Raw genomic sequence first — 19,081 nt, forward strand, 5'->3', positions numbered from 1 at the left:
TCATCTGCAAACCGTTGGGCGCTATTATGGGATGCGAAGAATCGTCGAAATGTAGAACCCGACTATTCTATCGCCGTAGAGTATGGCAACCATTGCCGCAAGAGCCAAAAACGGCCCAAATGGGATAAGACGTTCCTTCCGCATTTTTGCCGAGAATGCCATGATTACAAGCGAAACAACAAGCCCGATACTGGCCGATGCAATAAATACAAAGAGCACTTTCTGCCAACCAAGGAAACTTCCAAGCATCCCCGCCATTTTGATATCACCGCCCCCCATCGATTCTTTCTTGAAAAGCCAGTCACCCAGAAGAGCAATACAATAGAGCGCTCCACCCCCAACCAAGAGACCAATTGCAGATTGAATGATGCCGATACCATCGGGCAGAAATGAAACGGCCATTCCAAGAATCATTCCGGGGATTGTTATCGAATCGGGTATTATCTGAAAATCAAGGTCGATGAAAAAGATGACTAATAGGGCCGATGCAAGTAGGGCAACTGTGAAAAACAACAGTGTCGGACCGTATTGATGGAAGAAAAAGAGATATGTTGCGGCGTTTATGGCTTCGATCAACGGATAGCGAGGAGATATTTTCTGGGCACAAAAAGCGCATTTGCCTCTTAGCGCAATGAAACTCAGCAGAGGAATATTGTGATACCATGCCAACTGCTTTGAACAATTCGGACAACGCGAACGATCCAAAAGAATCGTTTTTTCACGCGGAAGCCGATATATCACTACATTCAAAAACGAGCCGACACATAGCCCCATAAGCCCTAATAACACATAATAGATTGTTTCCATATCTATTAATATCGGCAGAATGGCCGTCTACCTGAATTCGCCCAATAGGTACATTATTAGAGCGCAGACCGCCGGCCCTGCAGTCTCGGTACGCAATATCCTCGATCCTAAAGTGACTGGAATAAAACCAGCGGATATTGCTTTTTCAATTTCTTCAGGCAGAAAACCCGATTCCGGCCCGACAAGCGCGGTAATTCGCTTTGGACACGGGTCAAAGGTAAGATCATACAGGGTTTTTGATTTTGACACCGAAGCATCAAAGATGAACTTGAAATCTTCGGGCTCACTCGATGCAATACATTCGCCAAACGAGAGCGGCAAAGAAATCGTCGGACAACTGCTTCGCTTGCACTGCTTGATAGCGGACAGCGCGACTTTCTCCAGTCGATTTTGCCTGCGTACAGAACGATCTTGTTCAGTCAGTTTAACTTTTGATTTCGCGCTGAGTACCGGAATGAAACGGCTCACTCCAAGCTCTGTCCCTTTTTGCACGACCGTATCGAACTTGTCCCCCGTCGATAGCCCTGCAGCCAAAGTAAGATGTACATTCGGTTCGCCATAATTTCGCAACTGAGAATGCCAGTGTACCTGTGCCCCATATTTTCCGCCACGCTCGAGCAGGCCATGATAGGCCATGCCTATTCCGTCCACAACTGTCACCGGCGAATGAGTTTTTAACCGAAGTACACCAAAGGCATGATGGCTTTCGTCTTTTGGTAAATCTATGATTGAGTCGATGCGGTTTTCAGGCGGGGCGTAGAAAATCGGCGTCTCCACCCCTTATCTCCGCGTCACGACAAAGCTGATCCATTTATTATCTGGAACAATGAGAAAATCAGCTTGACCTTCCATACTAAGGGCGGCAGCGATTTCAGATTCGTCTTCAATGAGAAGTCCGGACAAGACAAGTTTGCCGCTGATCTTTGTTATGCCCACAAGTTTGGTCAACATCGGGAGAATAGTACTTCGTATGATATTCGCGCACACAAAATCATATGGAGCGTCGGTCTCGCACTTCTCTATCGAGCCAAATAGTATGTCATGGGGCGCACGCACGGAGTTGAGCTCAAAATTTTCAGCGCAGTTTTCAACCGCCACAATATCGTAGTCAATCGCTTTTATATAAGAAGCGCCCATCTTGTCGGCAAGCATCGACAATATTCCCGAACCGGTCCCCACATCCAGAAAGCGCATCCCAGGTTGAAAAGACTTACGAATAATCTTCAGACAGCTTCGAGTTGTCTCATGACTGCCCGTCCCGAAGGCCATCTTCGGCTCTAATATAATCTCGTATTTGGTCTCAATCGGAGACTTTGCCCAGCTTGGACGAATGACCACATCGTCGGCAATCACGAGCGGGCGGATCGATGCCTTGTATTCATCCACCCAATGGACGTTGTTCACAAGTCGCTCCTGTATAACAGGAGTCGGCTGCCCTTTTAACTCAATAATCTCAGCCAAGTATGCCGCAAGCGATGGCTTGTACTGCGCCTGACGATCCCGAGGGACATAAAAGGTAATGCCTGTTACAGGCGAATCATCTTCCTCATCAAGAACAAGCCCGTTGGCAATGTTTTCTATGACAAAATTACACACTGCATCAGCCAATGCCCGAGGAACCTCGACCTTTGCTTCGATAAAGTCAGCCTGGCTATTTTGAATCACTACACTCCCAGAGTCTCACGAAGTTTGCCGAAAAATGACTTGTCCGTGTCAGGTGGTTTAAGCCGTTCTGAACGCGACAGAGCCTCAAGCATTTTCTTGTCTTCGCTGTTTAATTGTGTCGGAACCCAAACCATAAGTTGAACAAGTTCATCACCGCGCCCAGAATGATGAAGCCTTGGTATTCCCTTGCCGCGAATTTTTATTACTTTCCCGGATTGCGTTCCGGCCGGAATTTTCAAGTCCGCAGTTCCATCAAGTGTCGGCACGGTAACTTCGCCGCCAAGGGCGGCAACAGTGAAGGGAATCGCAAGTTCGTAAACGATATTATCACCAGCCCTCGTGAATTTGGGATGATCTTTTTCTTCAAAGACAACAACCAGATCGCCCGCGACACCGCCAAGCGGCGCGGCATTCCCCATTCCTTCGACCGTCATATAATTCCCGCTGGCAACCCCGGGAGGTACTTTGACATTTACTTTCGATGAACCGCTTACTCGGCCATCACCTCGACAGCTTTTACATGGATCAGCTATGACTTCGCCCGAACCTCGACATGTCGAACAGGTCGACATTTGCTGCACAGTTCCAAGGAAAGTTCGCGTCAGCGTCCTCACCTGACCGTGCCCTTTACAGGTCTGGCAGGTACGCTTCGACGACCCAGCCGCAACTCCGCTTCCAGCGCAGACATCGCACCGAACATGACGATTGACTTTGAGCGTCTGTTCCGTGCCTGTGGCGATTTCCTCAAGGGTTAATTTCAGTCGGAGCTGGAGATCCTCCCCGCGATTTACACGGCCTCGTCCTCCAGCAGTTCCGCCGAAGAAATCTTCAAAAACAGATCCGCCGCTACCGCCAAAATCACGCATGAAAGCCCGAAGAGCATCGCTGACATCAAATCCATCAAAACCGCCAGCACCAGCCCCTTGACCAAGTCCGGCATGACCGAATTGGTCATAGGTCTGGCGTTTGGCCGAGTCTTTGAGGACCTCGTAGGCCGAAGTAGCTTCCTTGAACTGCTCCTCAGCCTCATGATTTCCCGGATTGCGGTCAGGATGAAACTTCATTGCCATCTTACGATAGGCGGATTTTATTTCACTCTCGCTGGCGCCGCGCTCGATGCCCAGCACCTCATAGAAATCCCGTTTTGACATCAGGTCTTGTTAGCTTGTCCTCATCTGTACGAATAAACTATTTCTTGTCTTCATCAACAACTTCAAAATCGGCATCGACAGCTCCATCTTTGCCGCCGCCCTTATTCGAACTGCCGCTATCTCCGCCTTCGCTCTGGCCACTGGATTGGTCTGGGCCTGGCTGGCCCGATGCCGATTGTTGTTGAGTCTGTTTGTACATCTCCTCAGCGAGCTTATGTGATGCCGTCGTCAACACTTCTTTAGCTTTGTTTATCTCATCGACAGAATCGCCAGCGATTGCGGTTCGAAGCGACGCGATTGCGTCTTCAATCTTCTTCTTATCATCTTCAGACACCTTGTCGCCATGCTCTTTAAGTGTCTTCTCGTTCTGGTAGACAAGGGCATCTGCTTCGTTGCGCGCCTGAATAAGCTCAGCCCGTTTGGTATCTTCCTCTGCATGAGACTCGGCGTCTTTCACCATTTTATCTATCTCTGTTTCAGACAGACCGGAAGATGCTTCGATCTTAATCGACTGCTCTTTCTGTGTCGCCATATCTTTTGCCGAAACATGGACAATTCCGTTGGCATCGATATTAAATGAAACTTCGATCTGCGGCACACCCCGCGGAGCCGATGGGATACCTACAAGATCAAACCGGCCAAGTGTCCTGTTGTCGGTTGCGAGCTTCCGTTCACCTTGAAGAACATGGATATTTACCGCAGGCTGATTGTCGCTCGCGGTGGAAAATATCTGCGACTTTTTAGTCGGAATAGTTGTGTTCCGGTCTATGAGCTTGGTCATCACGCCACCCAGGGTTTCGATACCAAGCGAGAGCGGAGTAACATCCAACAGCACGATATCCTTCATATCACCTGAGAGCACACCCCCCTGAATGGCCGCGCCAATAGCGACGACTTCGTCAGGATTGACTCCTTGGTGAGGATCTTTATCGTGAGAATCTTTCATAAATAATTTCTTTACTGTTTCGAAAATCTTCGGCATGCGGGTCATACCGCCCACAAGAACGACTTCATCGATATCGCTAAACGTAAGTTTGGCGTCTGAAATTGCCGATTTACACGGCCCGACAGTCCGCTGTACAAGGTCATCGACGAGCCCTTCATATTTGGCCCGAGTCAATGTCAAATCAAGATGTTTCGGCCCTGACTGGTCGGCTGTGACAAACGGCAGATTGATATTGGTCTGCATCGTCGATGACAATTCTATTTTGGCTTTCTCAGCGGCCTCTTTGAGACGCTGAAGCGCCATCCGGTCTTTGCGCAGGTCAATCCCCTGTGATTTCCGGAATTCATCCGCCATCCAGTCGATAATTCGCTGGTCGAAATCATCTCCTCCAAGGTGCGTATCTCCATTGGTCGAACGCACTTCAAAAACGCCATCCCCTATTTCAAGAATGGAAATATCAAAAGTTCCGCCGCCCAAATCATAAACGGCAATCTTTTCATTCTTCTTTTTATCAAGACCGTAAGCCAGCGATGCCGCGGTCGGCTCATTGATAATTCTGAGCACCTCAAGTCCCGCTATGCGCCCAGCATCTTTGGTTGCCTGCCGTTGAGCATCATTGAAATACGCCGGTACCGTTATGACCGCTTGTGTGACTTCCTGACCAAGATATTTCTCCGCGGCCTTCTTTAAGTATTGCAGTATGAAAGCTGAAATTTCCGGCGGAGCCATCTGCTTGCCGTTTATCGTCACCATCACGTTCCCTTTATTATCTTCAGTTATCTTATAGGGAACCAGCTTCTCTTCGCTTTTCACCTCATCGTGGCGGCGGCCCATGAACCGCTTGATCGAGAATATTGTATTCTCCGGATTTGTCACCGCCTGCCGTTTTGCAGCGGCGCCGACTAAACGTTCACCGTCGCGGGTAAAGGCCACAACCGATGGAGTCGTCCGCGCCCCTTCGAGGTTCGGTATAACGACCGGGTCTTTTCCTTCAAGAACAGACACACATGAATTGGTCGTCCCCAAATCGATTCCAATAATTTTCCCCATTTATCACTCTCCTCTGTTTTATTTTTCATCCGACATTTCGTCGGCAAATACAAGTTACTCAAATATATTTCTACGCTTATCCTTTTCCCCCGGTGCTTACTCCGACTTTACTATGCCGCAACACCCGCTCTCCTTGCCGGTACCCTTTTCCTATTTCCAAGGCAATAATCCCTTCGGGATATTCTTTTGAATTGACCTGCATCAGTGCTTCATGAAGCGCGGCATCGAATGGCTTTCCAAGCGACTCTATCGGGGTCACATTGTTGCGCTTCAGGAGATCCATCAACTGGCTGTGGATGAGTGACACGCCTTTGCTCAGTGCATCCCCCTCTTTGACATCGCCGCTGTGGGCTACCGCGCGCTCGAAATTATCTATTACTTCCAAAAGCTCCACCATGAGCCTATCGGTCGCCGAGCGGCTCAAATCCTCAGCATGACGCGCTGAGCGTTTGCGGTAGTTGTCATAATCAGCCAGCGTGCGCAAAAGCTTATCTTCGAGTTCAGTCATTCGAGTTTTTACTGATTCATCATCGCCAGTCCCTTGCTCATCAGTTTCCGAAGCGTTCTCCGAAAACGACTCTTCCCGATCAAGCACTGACCCGCTCGAGTGTGAAGGTCGCTTGAGCGGTCGGCTTTCTTCGTCCATGTTAATCGGAATCTCTCTTTCATCAGCCATATTTTATGTCCCCTTCTTATTTTCCATTCCTGAAAGAACTTCGGTAATCGATTTTGCCGTATACTCCACAATCGACACCAATTTGTTATAGGGCATCCGTGTTGGCCCGATAATGCCAATTGCCCCGCTGATGTTCCCGACTTTGTACGACGACGTCACCAGAGAGCAGTTGACGATCTCATTTATCGTGTTCTCTTTTCCTATTGTGATAACCAAACCCTCATCCGAGGCATGGCTCAGAAAATCAGAAAGCACTCGGCCGTCTTCGAGCAATTTCATCAACTGGGAAAGCTTCTCACGATTCGCAAATTCCGGCATTGCCAGGAGTTTATCTGTTCCAGCAAAATGAATATCCTCGCCGCGCTCTTCTGCCCACAGTTTGTGATGTGAGTCCATCACAACCTGCAATAACCGCCCATTGCCGGTGTAGTCGGCAAGCCGGTCAACAATCGAAGTTCTGATTTGGGACAGTGTCAGCCCGGCAAGACGTTCGTTCAATATCTGCTCGACATCCTGTAGGGCCGATGCCGAGATTGATGTCTCAACTTCCAATACAACTGTCCGAGCAATACCCGAGGCGACAATCACAATAACCATGATCTTCCCCTCGGAGACCGGAATGAGTTTGAGTTGCCCAAGAACTCCTTCTTCGAAACGTGGGGCTATCGTCACGCCAAGCTGTCGAGTAATATCCCCAAGCACGCGCGCTGTCTGGCCGAGTATCTCATTGATCCCGCGACCTTCCTTTACAATTGCATTCTTAATCGTCTTCTTCTCCTCATCGGTGAGTACATCGGGCTTCAAGAGATAGTCGATATACACCCGATACCCCTTATCGGTGGGGACGCGCCCAGCCGAGGTATGCGGTTGTTCGACAAGTCCGAGGTCTTCCAAATCCTGAAGGGTGTTTCGTATGGTGGCCGAAGATAGTCCCATCTGAAATTTGGTTGCAATAACCCGCGACCCCACCGGATCGGCTGAGGATATGTAATAATTTATGAGATTCAGCAGAATCTGTTTTTCCCGGTCAGATAAGTTCTCAAACGCCATACTATTTTTACTCGCTAAACATAACATCCGGCCAAAAGGTTGCACCGTAGACTGCCATTATGGCAGAACTACTGCCAGACAACGCATTATAACGGAAAGCTATAACACTCGTCAAGTACTAATCATCGCATGATGGCCAAAAAAAGGGCACCTACTAAATAGGACCCTTTATGAATTACTACCAAAATGGTAGTTTTTTTGAAAACCAGAACTCAAGCCTAAAAGAAATATCTCTTAGACCGAGCGGGCTTTCTCAAGCCGTCTGCGCTGGGTATCGTCCAGAATCTTCTTGCGCAGCCTGAGGCTTTTCGGAGTAGCCTCCACATATTCATCCGGCCCGATATATTCCAATGCCCTCTCCAGAGAGAGTTTGAGCGGTGAAGTCAGTTGGATCCCCTTGCCATCCCCTTGCGAACGCATATTGGTCAGCTTCTTCTCACGGCAGGGATTGACGGCAATATCCTGCTCACGAGCATTCTCACCGACAATCATGCCAGTATAAATTTTGTCGCCCGGCTCAACCATAACTTTGCCGCGTTCCTGCACCAAATTCAACGCATAAGTCGTGGCAACCCCGTCTTCCATGCTCACCAGCGAGCCATTTTTGCGTCCCGAAATTTCCCCTCTAAAAGGAGCATAGGCGTGAAACAGATGGCTGATAACACCGAGGCCGCGTGTGGAGTTCATGAGATCGGTCTCAAATCCAATCAGGCCGCGTGTGGGAATAAAGGCATCGATACTGACATCGTCTCCATGATGCGATATCCCTTCGATTTCGGCTTTACGACTGGCCAGATTTTCCATTATTGGCCCCATTGAGTCTTTTGGAATCTCCAAAAACAGCTTTTCTATTGGCTCAAGCAGTGTTCCGTTTTCATCGTTTTTGTAAATAACTTCGGGACGTGAGACGAGCACTTCGTACCCCTCGCGGCGCATCTGCTCCACAAGAATCGCGATCTGCATTTCGCCTCTTCCGGCTACTTCGAACACGGTTGGGAATTCAGTGTCTGTAACGCGGAGCGCAATATTTGTCCGCATCTCTTTGACAAGCCGGTCACGAATATGACGTCCGGTAACAAGTTTTCCCTCTGTTCCCGCAAGTGGGCCATCGTTGACAGCAAATTGCATATGAATTGTGGGCGGATCAATCGGAACGAATGGGAGAGGGTCACGCTCGATTGAGTCGGTGATTGTTTCGCCAATAAAGACATCTTCAAATCCCGAGACTCCGATAATATCACCGGCAAAGGCTTCTTTAATTTCGATTCGACGCAGGCCATGAAAATGAAAGAGGGAGCTGGCTTTGGAAACTTCTCTGCGGCCGTCGCCATGAATACAAACGATTTGATCGCCCGCCTTTATTTTGCCTCCCAAAATCTGTCCAAGCGCTATTCGGCCGAGATAATCCGAGTAGTCAAGATTAGAAACCAGCATTTTGAATTCGCTGTTTTCGTCAGCGTTTGGCGGTGGAATATGTTTCACGATTGCATCAAAGAGCGGCTCGATAGTATCGCTATGCTGATCAAGTTCCGTTTTGGCATAGCCGAGTTTTGCGCTGGCATAGATAACCGGAAAATCAAGCTGTTCGTCTGTCGCATGAAGCGACATGAAAAGCTCAAAGATTTCGTCGAGCACCCGATGCGGATCGGCATTTTCTCGGTCGATTTTATTGATAACAACCATCGGTTTCGCGCCGGCTTCCATCGCCTTGCGCAAAACAAATCGCGTCTGCGCCTGAGGGCCGTCGAGTGAGTCGACCACCAACAGCACACCATCTATCATATTCATAATTCGTTCGACTTCGCCACCGAAATCGGCATGGCCGGGAGTATCAACGACATTGATATGGTAATCTTTGTAGGTGAAGGCGGCGTTCTTTGCGCGAATGGTTATCCCTTTTTCACGCTCAAGGTCCATTGAGTCCATCATCCGCTCGGAGGTGGACTGGTTGGCTCGAAAGGTGCCGGACTGTTTCAGCAGACAGTCGACAAGGGTGGTTTTGCCATGGTCGACATGGGCAATGATTGCGATGTTCCGAATATGGTGCATACTATATATACATGCGCGTATCGGGGACGATTCATACAATCGCCCGACAAGCGCATGTTCCTCTTAATATAACGCTGAATGTGGAAGCTCTACGAGAAATGCCTAAAAATCATTAAGACGGGATTCGCAGTTCATTGCCCCAGCAAGTTCAGGGTTTTTCCTTTTCTTTCGTTTCGACTTGTGTCTTCTTTTCCGTCGGGGCTTTTACCGCTGCCGGCGGAGGCTTCGTCTCTATGGGAGGGATAAGAGAGGATTTCGACTGAATATTCTCTTTCCTATCGTCGATTCCGTTGTTGTTTTTATCAACAAAGGAATCGTATCGCCGATCAGCCGTCGCAGGCGCTTTGAAAGCGGCCCGTTTCGGCTCTTTCTTCTTCTGCTTTCCCGCGCTCTCGCTCTTCTGTGTTTGGGACACTGTGGTAGAATCTGAAGTTTTTTTCTTCCGTTCGACCGCTTCGGCGTTCCCAATTATCAGAAGCGAGCAAAGCAGGCAGTATAAGCAGCATGATACTCTTCGTACTGCCTGCTTTTCCCACAATCCACTATTATAAGCTATCTGAACCAAAAAGTCTACCATATAATACCACCCTACTTCTTGCGTCCGCCGCCCTCTTTAGATTTCCCTGAACTTTGTTGTCCCGAAGACTGGGGTTTGGAGGTTGCCGATTTATCGTTTGAACCGCCGCCATCTGCTTTTTTGACTGTTGTGCTTGTCGAAGTCTGCTTCCGGCCTTCGGTTTGTTTGCTTTCGGTCTGCTTGCGCTCAGCGGAGTTATTATCAGACCCTGATTGCTGGGAACTCTTCTCCACGCGCCCAGCCTGCTGTCTATCGGCATCTGATCCGCTTCGTTTCTCGACTCGTTCGGATTGGCGGTCAGTTCCTGAAGACCCCTCCCTCTCAACTGTTTCGGTTGAGGATTTATAAGAAGAACGTTTGGTGTATGAGCCGTCTCTGCTGGTTTCAACAGTTGCATTCTGATCGCGTCCCTTGTCAAGAGTACCAGCGGTTTCGCTTCCGGTCTGTCCGCGGCTGACTTTAGAGCGGCGACTTGTGCCACCCTCATTATTTATAGCCGCATTGGTTTCATAACCCCGCGCGGTCTTTTTGAGTTCAGTCGATCCGCGTACGTATTTTCGGCTGAGCGATGATTCCTGGTCTACAGTCGCGATATTAGAGAGGGTAGATTTTGATCCTCCGTTTGTGCTCTTCACACCCCGTTTGTCGATAACCGTTGCCGTGGCGCGCTGTTTATAATTTGGATATCCTGAGCGAATCGGGTCGCGATAGCCAACTTCGCGCACTTCTTTATACTTCGAGACATAGGTTCGGCTCGGACGGATAACATGCCTGTCAAAGACTACAGTATTGTAACGGCTGATATGGAAATCCGACTCCCAGCAATAGCCGCGGGGGTCATAGACCGTAATGGTATGCCATCCCACAAGTATGCGGGGAATATAGAGCGGAGCGCAGCCCCAGTAGATGCCGTTGACATATATCGAACCGCCGTACGGATAATCAATGTAGGTGTTACCGCAGACCGACCAGTGGGGATATGAAGGATAATGCACGGGACGATAATAATTATCTTCCCATTCGTTGACAAAAACCACCGCACGGTCATAGGCAAAACGCTGACCATTGTAGCGGATAAAATATTGGGAATTGAGGTCATCCATGTACCCGTCGCGGTCGTCCCAATCACAGACAAGGCCTGAATTGCGATGCCAGCTTGGAATCGGAAATCGTTCTCGCGAAGCAATAACCTGAATATTCTCGCGTCCCTCAGGACCAGTCACGACGAAATCGAAATCATCGCGTCCGTCCGGAAGACGATAGGTGGCTCCGCCAGAGACAAAATTATCATCGGTTGAATTGGCCGGAAAGAGCAGGTTGACTCGTCCGCGGGTGTCTATCGAATAGACAGCGACAAAGGCATCGCGACTGGCGCGGAAATGGATAACGATATTATCCCCTTCGTAGTATTCGCCGTCGGCCTGGTCGGTCCAGACTTCGACATCGAGATAACGGTCGACCCGGGCGATACCCTCGCCGCGATTTTCGTCGCGGCCGTCGTCATCTTCGTCTCGGTTGTTATCGTCATCATAATCGCGCTGTATGTTTTGAGCGTTGGGCGTCATGGCGCCAAAGAGCACACTAAACATCAGCAGTAAGCCCGTCAACATTCTTTTGCGTAACATTGTGTCACACTTCCTTTCAGGTTATTCGAGCGCCGTTCTCAAGAGCGGAGCGGCTTTGCTTTTCAGATAATTTTGGTCGTGTTGTGGTTTCTCAAATCCATGCGGTAGTGACAATTCAAGGTTGCCTGGATCGGTCTGGTATGCCCAGTGGATATCAACCCAGCCTACTGCAAAGTTTGTTGCGGTAATACGTATCTTGGCAAAGTGATTGTCGCGCGTCCAGACAAGATACGTATGTCCGGCAATTAATTCGGAGTAGCCGAGTTCCGACCAGCCGGTGTCGGTGGCATAGCCAATTTCATCAAATCCGTTTGTGTAACCCATATCCTGAATGTCGGTGTCAATATCGGCCGCGTTTATATAAAATAGTCCTTCAAAATCGTCGATAAATATATCAACTCCGGCGGCATTAGCAGGACCGGGTGCTCCAGCACTTAAATTGAATCCGGTACGGGTTGAATCAACAAATAATGAATAAAGCCGGTTCGATCCCTCGGGCCGAGGAGTATCAAAGACATCCTCAGCGGATAAGTCGGATATTTGGTTTGCGAAATCCACCGCGGAAACGGCATAATAATATGTCGCTCCATTGGAGACATTATCATCGACGAAGGTGTAAATCAGCAAGTCCTGATTTGGATTGGATATGGCAGCAATTCGGCCGATTTCCAGATAATTGTCAACCGAATCAATTGAGCGCCAAACTATATACTGCTTAACATCAGCTTCGTATATACCATTCCATTTCACGGCAACTTCGAGGTCACCTGTCACGCTATATACTCCTTGAGGAGTAGCTGGAACCGGATCGCTCTCGGCGAGCACGGTTTCATCCTTATTACAGCCAACTACGCTTAAAGCGGTCAAAAGAACTGCAAGGGTCATCAGATTTCGGTGCTTCACACATTTCTCCATTCGGTTTTTCGATCAGTTCTGCGATTATATCAATCAAGTTTTACGCCAATTCACTTAACCGTTAATCGGACAAATAGTTAGCCTGTAATAGACTGATTAAGTAGCGACATGTTGCACAGATTTTGTGCATGCTAGAAAAAGTGATGCACTGAAACGGTGCAAGCTTTTGGGTGAGGCTTATTTTTGGAGGTTGAATTCTTTAATTTTTGCCCGAAGGGTGTTCCGGTGTAATCCGAGACATTCGGCTGTTTCGCCAAGATTCCACCCAAACCTATCCAAACAAAATCTGATATGCTCTTTCTCAACTTCTGAGAGAGGAAGAATTTTACCCGAAGGTTCTGGCGTTGTCTCTGAGATGCTCAACCCTGCCAAATCTTCTTTTGTGATTACGGTTCCATTTGCTAAAATTATAGCGCGTTCGATGACATTCTCAAGCTCTCTTACATTTCCGGGCCAAGAATACTGGATTAGAACTTTTGCGGCGTCGGCCTCAATTCCCCAAATCTCTTTTCCTATTTTTTTTGTGTATTTGTTGATGAAGTGCTTTGCGAGCAGAAGCAGATCGCCGCTTCGTTCGGATAATGGCGGGACATGGATCCTGATGACATTCAGCCGATAGTAGAGGTCCTCGCGGAATGTCCCGAGTGAGATTAGTTTTTCGAGGTCCCTATTTGTCGCAGTGATGATACGAATATCGAGAGGGGTGGCATTGACCGATCCGAGCCGTTCGAGCACGCGTTCTTCTATAACGCGAAGCAACTTTACTTGCATGGTGAGGGGCATCTCGCCTATCTCATCAAGAAACAGTGTTCCGCCTTCGGCTAATTCAAATCGTCCCGGCTTGGTCCGGTCGGCTCCGGTGAAGGCTCCTTTTTCGTATCCGAAGAGTTCTGACTCAAGCAGGCTTTCAGGAAAGGCGGCGCAGTTAAGGGCAACAAGTTTTCTGCCGGCTCGAGGTGAAAGGGCATGGAGAGCCCGCGCGACTAATTCTTTGCCGGTTCCCGACGGCCCGGTAATCAAAACAGTGGCATCACGAGGCGCAACAACACTAATCATCTCTCTGACTTTCTTAATGGCAGTCGACTCGCCAAGAATCTCAGTTCCGGGAAATAGTTCGTTGATTCGGCGGGTGAGGATTTCGTTTTCACGAATCAAACGATTGGCTTCGGCTGCTTTCTGCAGCTTCACGAGCAATTCAGAGAGTTCCTGAACGGGTTTGGTCAGATAGTCATAGGCACCGGCCTGCATTGCTGTCACGGCCGATTCAACAGAGCCGAATGCGGTCAGGACAATGACTTGGATAAGCGGATTAATTTCTTTGAGTTTCTTGAGCAACTCGAGTCCGCCCATACCTGGCATCTTGAGATCGATAAGAGCCACTGGCGCCAGGACTTTCCGATAGGTATCAAGAGCGCTCTCGCCGTCTGCGGCTTCGTGAATTTCAAAACCGTTTTGTCTTAAGAAACCGGCAAGAAGCTGGCGCGCGGAAGATTCATCGTCAACGACAAGAAGCCGTGTGTTTTTCATAATACAAAGTACTTATGAATGCAGAGAGTTTCCATAAAAAACCCGTCCTGTTTCTGTAACAGGACGGGTCGGTAATTCAAAAGGACGTCTGTTTCACTCAGAACCAAAGAATACTTTGATTCCGGCATTCAAGTTTAGAAGTCCTGTATTTTCGCCGAAGGTAAGGTTTTGCCCCTGATATTCAGCTTTTGAATCTTCGCTAAAGCCCATTTGGTATTCGGCCTCGACAAAAAGTCCGCTGTAGTCTGATGTATAGTAAAAAGCTCCTCCGGCAATACCGATGGCCAGCGAGGGTTCGTATGAGATCTGGCGGTATTTCATTTGGCCGACGCCGAGGTCATTGACAAGGGTTGTGAATTTGGCGTTATGCAGGCCTATCATACCTTTGATGAAAGGGGCGAATTTTGATTCGCTGAAGAAATAATATTTGCCGTAGAGGAACGGGTTATAGAAGCGATGTGATAATCCGGATTGGCCGTCGAAATCTTTTATGCCGAGTTGTGCGTAGCTAAAGTTCAGGCCGATAGCCAAATTTGGCGTCGCAAAGTAACCGACATCAATACCGACTGACCATCCTGACTTAGCGCCGACAGAATCTTTGAAATCACCGAGTCCACCCGAAGGAGATACGTATCCACCGTAAAGAGCGATTTCGAGAAAATCTTTCGCTTCCTCTTCAGTCGCCGTCTCGGTCACCGCCTCCTGGGCTGATACGGCAAAAGCGCTTAATAGTAACAGAGCCAGTGCGGCCATAACCGTGTCTCTTCTCATTCCACAACCCTCACCATGTTAGCACGAAATTTAACCTTTTCATTCCCGCCCGCGGCGCAATCATCTCGATTGTATCACCCAGCGAAGCGATAAGATATAGTCCTTCGGAACGGCTTGTCAACTGATTAAATAGAGTGACACAGAAGCAATTACGACAGCGTAATTGTTTCATATATATGTTTACACTACGCAGGTTATGCGACGCGGAAAACGCCATCAGAAATAGTTTGTGGCGCTCTATGTAGAAGTTGGCGTACGGGGAGGTACGCTAATTACAAAGTGGTGCAGGCCAGAGACGGCCTGCACGAAGATCCAAAGACGAATCAGCCTGAGAAATGACTTCGTGGGGGTTATCCCCGCCCCGCACCAAACTTCATCAAACAGTTTGTTCTCACACCGGGCATATAAAAACCCACCCGTTGGGTGGGCTACAGGAATATAAGATCACACCGTCCTATGGACAGCTGAGCGGTGATAGCGAAATAAAAAGATAATCAATAAGCGCCGTAAGATCTGAGATGTCGACCGGGGCGATGCAATCGAGTTCGAGCCGCGACTCAGGAGACGGGGGCGGCCCTCCCAAAAACAAGTAACTTATCAAGTCGGTCAGATCTGAAATATCGACAACGGCGTCTCCGTCAAAATCTCCAAGAACGAATGGAACTGTCACGTTCGTCTTCACCAGCTGCGAATAAAGCCCTTCCTGACCTTGAGCATCTTTTGCTTTAATTTTATACCAATAGTCGCCTGGCGCTTTATCGATGAAGGAGAGAGTTGTGTCAGCTAAGGCGGAGAATAGTTCTGTTTCAATACCGAAGAGATCGATATTGGCAAAGTCATCGACATACACGCCTTCGCCGAGAGTGCCGTTATCAGTGAGCAGAGCTAAACGGAATAAGACTTGCTGACCGCTGTACGGGGATAAGTCAAAGGCCGCTCTGACCCATCCGCCGGATGAGCCGGTCATGCCATTGCCGAGGTTGACATTGTTTGGATTTGTGTTTGTGGTCAAATTATTTGACAGGCTTGTGTAGGCAAATCCGCCATCGGTTGATACCTGCGCGTAAAAGTAATCGTAATTAGCCTCAACGTTATACCAGACCCAAAACACCAGTGAGTCATTGGTTTTCACTTCGTAGGGAGATCGGGATATAAGCCAATGGGGAGCGAAATTTGTGTTAGTTGTTTTCCATGAAAATGTGCCGCCATGGGCACGGGTGGTACTTCGGTTGAAACGAAGGGGACTCCAGTCATTTGTGACAACTTCCACATTATCGGTCACAGTGGATTTGTTTTTGAGTTCTGAGATTCTATATGTGAGAGCGGGATTAATCGGATCGACATCCTGCCACGACAAAGAAAAATCCTCGGAGACTGAATCAGGAAGTGTGACGGTCGGGGCCAGGGGCTGGGCGTACAGATAGGGATTGCCTGCTATTTTTGCGAGAAAAATATTTGGCCACACATTCTCGGCGACAAGAGCCGGGATGCGAGCCGGATCAGGCCAAAAGCCATCGCTGTTACCGCCAATTTCGGTGGTGAATGAAATAATCCGCGACTTGAGTATTGTATCTCCCCACATCCAGTCATCGGCTGCGCCATTGGTAGGATATAAACCCCAGCCGACACCGGGCGCGTAGCCATTAAACTTTACCGCAGAGTCGCCGACTGCTTTGTAAAAACTCTCCTGCGGCGTATATGTTCGATCGGAACCGCCCCACGGCCACAGCAATAGATCAGAGTAGCAGTGGATATTATTTACAATAACGAACTGTCGTGAGACAATAAAGTCCCTGATATTTTGCGTTTCAGGCTCTGAAAAAGGACTTGCACCTCGGTACACTTCCGAGGCGGTAACGCCCGAGGAACCGACATCGTCTATCCCCCACTCATGGGAATAATTTCGGTTGAGGTCAACGCCGAAGTTGCCATCGCCGTTATTGCGTCGATTTTTACGCCATAGCCCGCCACCGAGTGGGTTAATATTTTCGTTATGGACATACCCGTCGGGATTCACCACTGGCATGAAATAGAGTTCGCGATTATTAACGATATCGGTCACTACAGCATCGGTGCCATAATTTGTCAGCAGATGCGCCATGAAATGTAAAAGCGAAGCACCAGCCGCTGGTTCGCGGGCGTGAATGAGGGCATTATAAAAAACTTCGGGTTCGTTTTCATCGACCGTATGGTTATCTGAGATCTTAATAACCCACATCTGTCTTCCTTCAAGGGTCTGTCCGGCAGAAAATTTCTGCGAGCAAAGAGTCGGATGGGCAATGGTAAGGCTGTCGAGATAGGCTTCGATTTGCGTAAAGGTCCGGAATCCGCCGAAATCCACTGCGGCGGTATTACGCGACTGATAAAATGCCCGAAGGTCTTTGACTTCGGTATGAAACTCAATGCCGAGTTCTCGCAATTTGGCGAGTTGGCTTTCGTTGGCAAAGATATCGGTGTGGCCGCCGCAGATGTCATGATCCAAGCCGAGTTTTTTGACTTCATTCCACTGCTCTTTGGATAATTCAGGGAGTTGAATTTGGGCAATTTTTTGTTCTGCCCCGAAAGCAAGCGAACCAAACATTATCGTGAGACTGAAGCAACCTATCGCGAAAAATCTTTTCATCAGTAATTTCCTAACTTATGGTACTGTAGGTAGTATCACCCGAACAGGCCGGGTGTTATGTAGAAGACAGACACAAGATATACCTTTTTCACCAGCGGACAAGTCTTTATTTACGACCCCCGAGAAGGCTGGCGAAAACTATTTGAAATAGCAGCAGTTTCGTTTATACTGGCACTCTGAAGGAAGTAAATAGCATGGGTTTAAAAGTATTAGTCATTGGTTCGGGGGCTCGCGAACATGCATTGGTCTGGACACTCAAGTCCTCGAAGAAGGTTGAGCGTATTTTCTGCGCGCCCGGAAATGCGGCAATCTCGCAGCATGCCAAATGCGTGAATCTCAAGTCCGAAAATATCCGTGGGCTCTCAGATTTTGCTTTTCGCAATAAAATAAACCTAACTGTTGTGGGGCCGGAAAAATGTCTAGCAATGGGGATCGTCGATGAGTTCCAGCGTCGGAAGCTGAAGATATTCGGCCCCGATCGCAAAGCGGCCCAGCTTGAGAGCAGCAAAGTATTCGCCAAAGATTTCATGCAACGACACCATATTCCGACTGCGCCGTACAGGGTTTTCTCTACATTTGCAGAAGCCATTGGCTTTTGTAAAACTGTTGAATATCCAATTGTCATCAAAGCCGACGGACTTGCGGCTGGAAAAGGCGTGATAATTGTGAAGAATTTCGATGATGCATCGGCTGTAATAGATGACATTATGGAAAAACGAATATTCGGGCAGGCAGGCACCAAAATCGTCATTGAAACATGTCTTGTTGGCGAAGAAGTCTCGGTCATGGCTGTCACGGACGGAATATCCATTCTGTCACTTCTTCCCAGCCAGGATCATAAACGCGCTCTCGATGGCGACCGAGGTCCAAATACTGGCGGAATGGGCGCTTATTGTCCAACTCCGTATATCACGCCTGATATTACTGAACAAATTTATGAGCATATTCTCCTGCCGGTTTTGACAGGCCTAAGAAAGGATAATTTGGAGTACACAGGCGTACTCTACGCTGGTCTCATGCTGACTGAATCCGGCCCAAGGGTGCTTGAGTTCAACGTTCGCTTTGGAGATCCGGAAACGCAAGTGGTCCTCCCTTTGCTCAAGACTGATTTAGTAGATTTGATCATTGCATGTATGGACAAGAAGCTCCAGTCTTTCTCTCCTGAGTGGTGTCCGGGTTCTGCGGCCTGTGTTGTGATGGCATCGCGAGGCTATCCCGGAAAATATCCAACTGGTAAAAGAATCACCGGTCTTCCCGGACAGGCATCGGCTGATTCGTTTGTGCTCCATGCCGGTACAAGACGCGACAATAATGTCTGGTTGACGGATGGAGGTCGGGTGCTTTCTGTTGTCGGGACTGGTTCGGATTTAAAGGCGGCTTTGGCAAGAGCCTACGACGTGGTGAGGCGGATACGTTTTGACGGGGCGATGTTTCGCAAAGATATAGGTTTGCGCGCGCTCAGCGCTCCCCCTCCCCCGCTGGCGGTTCCCAGACCGATTGAGTTGATCGAGCAGGATCAGGATATCGACGAAGCTCCGCAGACGGCATTGGAATAGCCTGTTTTACTTATTTTTTATAACTGGAGCATATTCAACAAATTAAAGGAATTGTGCGTCTACAATCGAGCGGATAAACAGGCAAAACGAAAA

Annotated in this window: 15 protein-coding genes; 1 reads left to right on the plus strand and 14 read right to left on the minus strand. The window is 48.7% G+C overall.

All coding sequences use genetic code 11. The features are described 5' to 3' along the window. Positions 1–24: 24 nt before the first annotated feature. The 14 genes from SGI97_00605 to SGI97_00670 form a co-directional block, all read right to left on the minus strand. A complete protein-coding gene (locus tag SGI97_00605) occupies positions 25–807 on the minus strand; it encodes a prepilin peptidase (GenBank protein MDZ4722403.1) in 783 nt (260 codons plus the stop codon). 27 nt (positions 808–834) lie between these two features. Further along, positions 835–1,584 carry an RsmE family RNA methyltransferase gene (locus tag SGI97_00610; protein ID MDZ4722404.1) on the minus strand — a complete coding sequence of 250 codons (750 nt, stop codon included), beginning with the start codon at positions 1,582–1,584 and terminating at the stop codon, positions 835–837. Positions 1,585–1,587: 3 nt separating this feature from the next. Then, entirely contained in the window at positions 1,588–2,472 is an 885-nt protein-coding gene (locus SGI97_00615; GenBank protein ID MDZ4722405.1) for a 50S ribosomal protein L11 methyltransferase, read from the minus strand. Next, a complete protein-coding gene (dnaJ, locus tag SGI97_00620) occupies positions 2,472–3,623 on the minus strand; it encodes a molecular chaperone DnaJ (GenBank protein MDZ4722406.1) in 1,152 nt (383 codons plus the stop codon). Before dnaJ ends, SGI97_00615 begins: the two co-directional genes overlap by 1 nt. A gap of 37 nt (positions 3,624–3,660) precedes the next feature. Next, positions 3,661–5,619, minus strand: coding sequence for a molecular chaperone DnaK (gene dnaK, locus SGI97_00625; GenBank protein MDZ4722407.1), 1,959 nt, complete (start codon positions 5,617–5,619; stop codon positions 3,661–3,663). A 76-nt stretch (positions 5,620–5,695) separates the two neighbouring features. Beyond that, entirely contained in the window at positions 5,696–6,295 is a 600-nt protein-coding gene (locus SGI97_00630) for a nucleotide exchange factor GrpE (protein ID MDZ4722408.1), read from the minus strand. A 3-nt stretch (positions 6,296–6,298) separates the two neighbouring features. Continuing rightward, on the minus strand, positions 6,299–7,345 hold the full coding sequence (hrcA, locus tag SGI97_00635; GenBank protein ID MDZ4722409.1) for a heat-inducible transcriptional repressor HrcA: 1,047 nt from the start codon (positions 7,343–7,345) through the stop codon (positions 6,299–6,301). Positions 7,346–7,579: 234 nt separating this feature from the next. Then, positions 7,580–9,394 (minus strand): translational GTPase TypA, encoded by a 1,815-nt coding sequence (typA, locus tag SGI97_00640; protein ID MDZ4722410.1) that lies wholly within the window; start codon positions 9,392–9,394, stop codon positions 7,580–7,582. 148 nt (positions 9,395–9,542) lie between these two features. Continuing rightward, positions 9,543–9,971, minus strand: a complete 429-nt coding sequence (locus tag SGI97_00645; GenBank protein ID MDZ4722411.1) for a hypothetical protein — start codon at positions 9,969–9,971, stop codon at positions 9,543–9,545. An 11-nt stretch (positions 9,972–9,982) separates the two neighbouring features. Continuing rightward, positions 9,983–11,596 carry a DUF4384 domain-containing protein gene (locus SGI97_00650; GenBank protein ID MDZ4722412.1) on the minus strand — a complete coding sequence of 538 codons (1,614 nt, stop codon included), beginning with the start codon at positions 11,594–11,596 and terminating at the stop codon, positions 9,983–9,985. 21 nt (positions 11,597–11,617) lie between these two features. After that, positions 11,618–12,499: a hypothetical protein gene (locus SGI97_00655; protein MDZ4722413.1), complete on the minus strand. Its 882-nt coding sequence runs from the start codon at positions 12,497–12,499 to the stop codon at positions 11,618–11,620. A gap of 189 nt (positions 12,500–12,688) precedes the next feature. Continuing rightward, a complete protein-coding gene (locus SGI97_00660) occupies positions 12,689–14,038 on the minus strand; it encodes a sigma-54 dependent transcriptional regulator (protein ID MDZ4722414.1) in 1,350 nt (449 codons plus the stop codon). A gap of 93 nt (positions 14,039–14,131) precedes the next feature. Then, a complete protein-coding gene (locus tag SGI97_00665) occupies positions 14,132–14,809 on the minus strand; it encodes an outer membrane beta-barrel protein (GenBank protein ID MDZ4722415.1) in 678 nt (225 codons plus the stop codon). Between the two features lie 454 nt (positions 14,810–15,263). Beyond that, positions 15,264–17,432 (minus strand): M14 family zinc carboxypeptidase, encoded by a 2,169-nt coding sequence (locus tag SGI97_00670; GenBank protein ID MDZ4722416.1) that lies wholly within the window; start codon positions 17,430–17,432, stop codon positions 15,264–15,266. Between the two features lie 194 nt (positions 17,433–17,626). Here SGI97_00670 and purD point away from each other — a divergent pair, with 194 nt between their 5' ends. Next, on the plus strand, positions 17,627–18,988 hold the full coding sequence (gene purD / locus SGI97_00675) for a phosphoribosylamine--glycine ligase (GenBank protein ID MDZ4722417.1): 1,362 nt from the start codon (positions 17,627–17,629) through the stop codon (positions 18,986–18,988). Positions 18,989–19,081: the final 93 nt, after the last annotated feature.

Source organism: Candidatus Zixiibacteriota bacterium (assembly GCA_034439475.1).
Classification (GTDB): Bacteria; Zixibacteria; MSB-5A5; order GN15; family FEB-12; genus JAWXAN01.

Bases quoted from the DNA above. Each gene is read 5' to 3' on its own strand.
- SGI97_00630 (MDZ4722408.1), bottom strand. From the start codon at position 6,295: ATGGCTGATGAAAGAGAGATTCCGATTAACATGGACGAAGAAAGCCGA.
- SGI97_00605 (MDZ4722403.1), bottom strand. From the start codon at position 807: ATGGAAACAATCTATTATGTGTTATTAGGGCTTATGGGGCTATGTGTC.
- dnaJ (MDZ4722406.1), bottom strand. From the start codon at position 3,623: ATGTCAAAACGGGATTTCTATGAGGTGCTGGGCATCGAGCGCGGCGCC.
- hrcA (MDZ4722409.1), bottom strand. From the start codon at position 7,345: ATGGCGTTTGAGAACTTATCTGACCGGGAAAAACAGATTCTGCTGAAT.
- dnaK (MDZ4722407.1), bottom strand. From the start codon at position 5,619: ATGGGGAAAATTATTGGAATCGATTTGGGGACGACCAATTCATGTGTG.
- purD (MDZ4722417.1), top strand. From the start codon at position 17,627: ATGGGTTTAAAAGTATTAGTCATTGGTTCGGGGGCTCGCGAACATGCA.
- SGI97_00665 (MDZ4722415.1), bottom strand. From the start codon at position 14,809: ATGAGAAGAGACACGGTTATGGCCGCACTGGCTCTGTTACTATTAAGC.
- SGI97_00660 (MDZ4722414.1), bottom strand. From the start codon at position 14,038: ATGAAAAACACACGGCTTCTTGTCGTTGACGATGAATCTTCCGCGCGC.
- SGI97_00645 (MDZ4722411.1), bottom strand. From the start codon at position 9,971: ATGGTAGACTTTTTGGTTCAGATAGCTTATAATAGTGGATTGTGGGAA.
- typA (MDZ4722410.1), bottom strand. From the start codon at position 9,394: ATGCACCATATTCGGAACATCGCAATCATTGCCCATGTCGACCATGGC.
- SGI97_00650 (MDZ4722412.1), bottom strand. From the start codon at position 11,596: ATGTTACGCAAAAGAATGTTGACGGGCTTACTGCTGATGTTTAGTGTG.
- SGI97_00670 (MDZ4722416.1), bottom strand. From the start codon at position 17,432: ATGAAAAGATTTTTCGCGATAGGTTGCTTCAGTCTCACGATAATGTTT.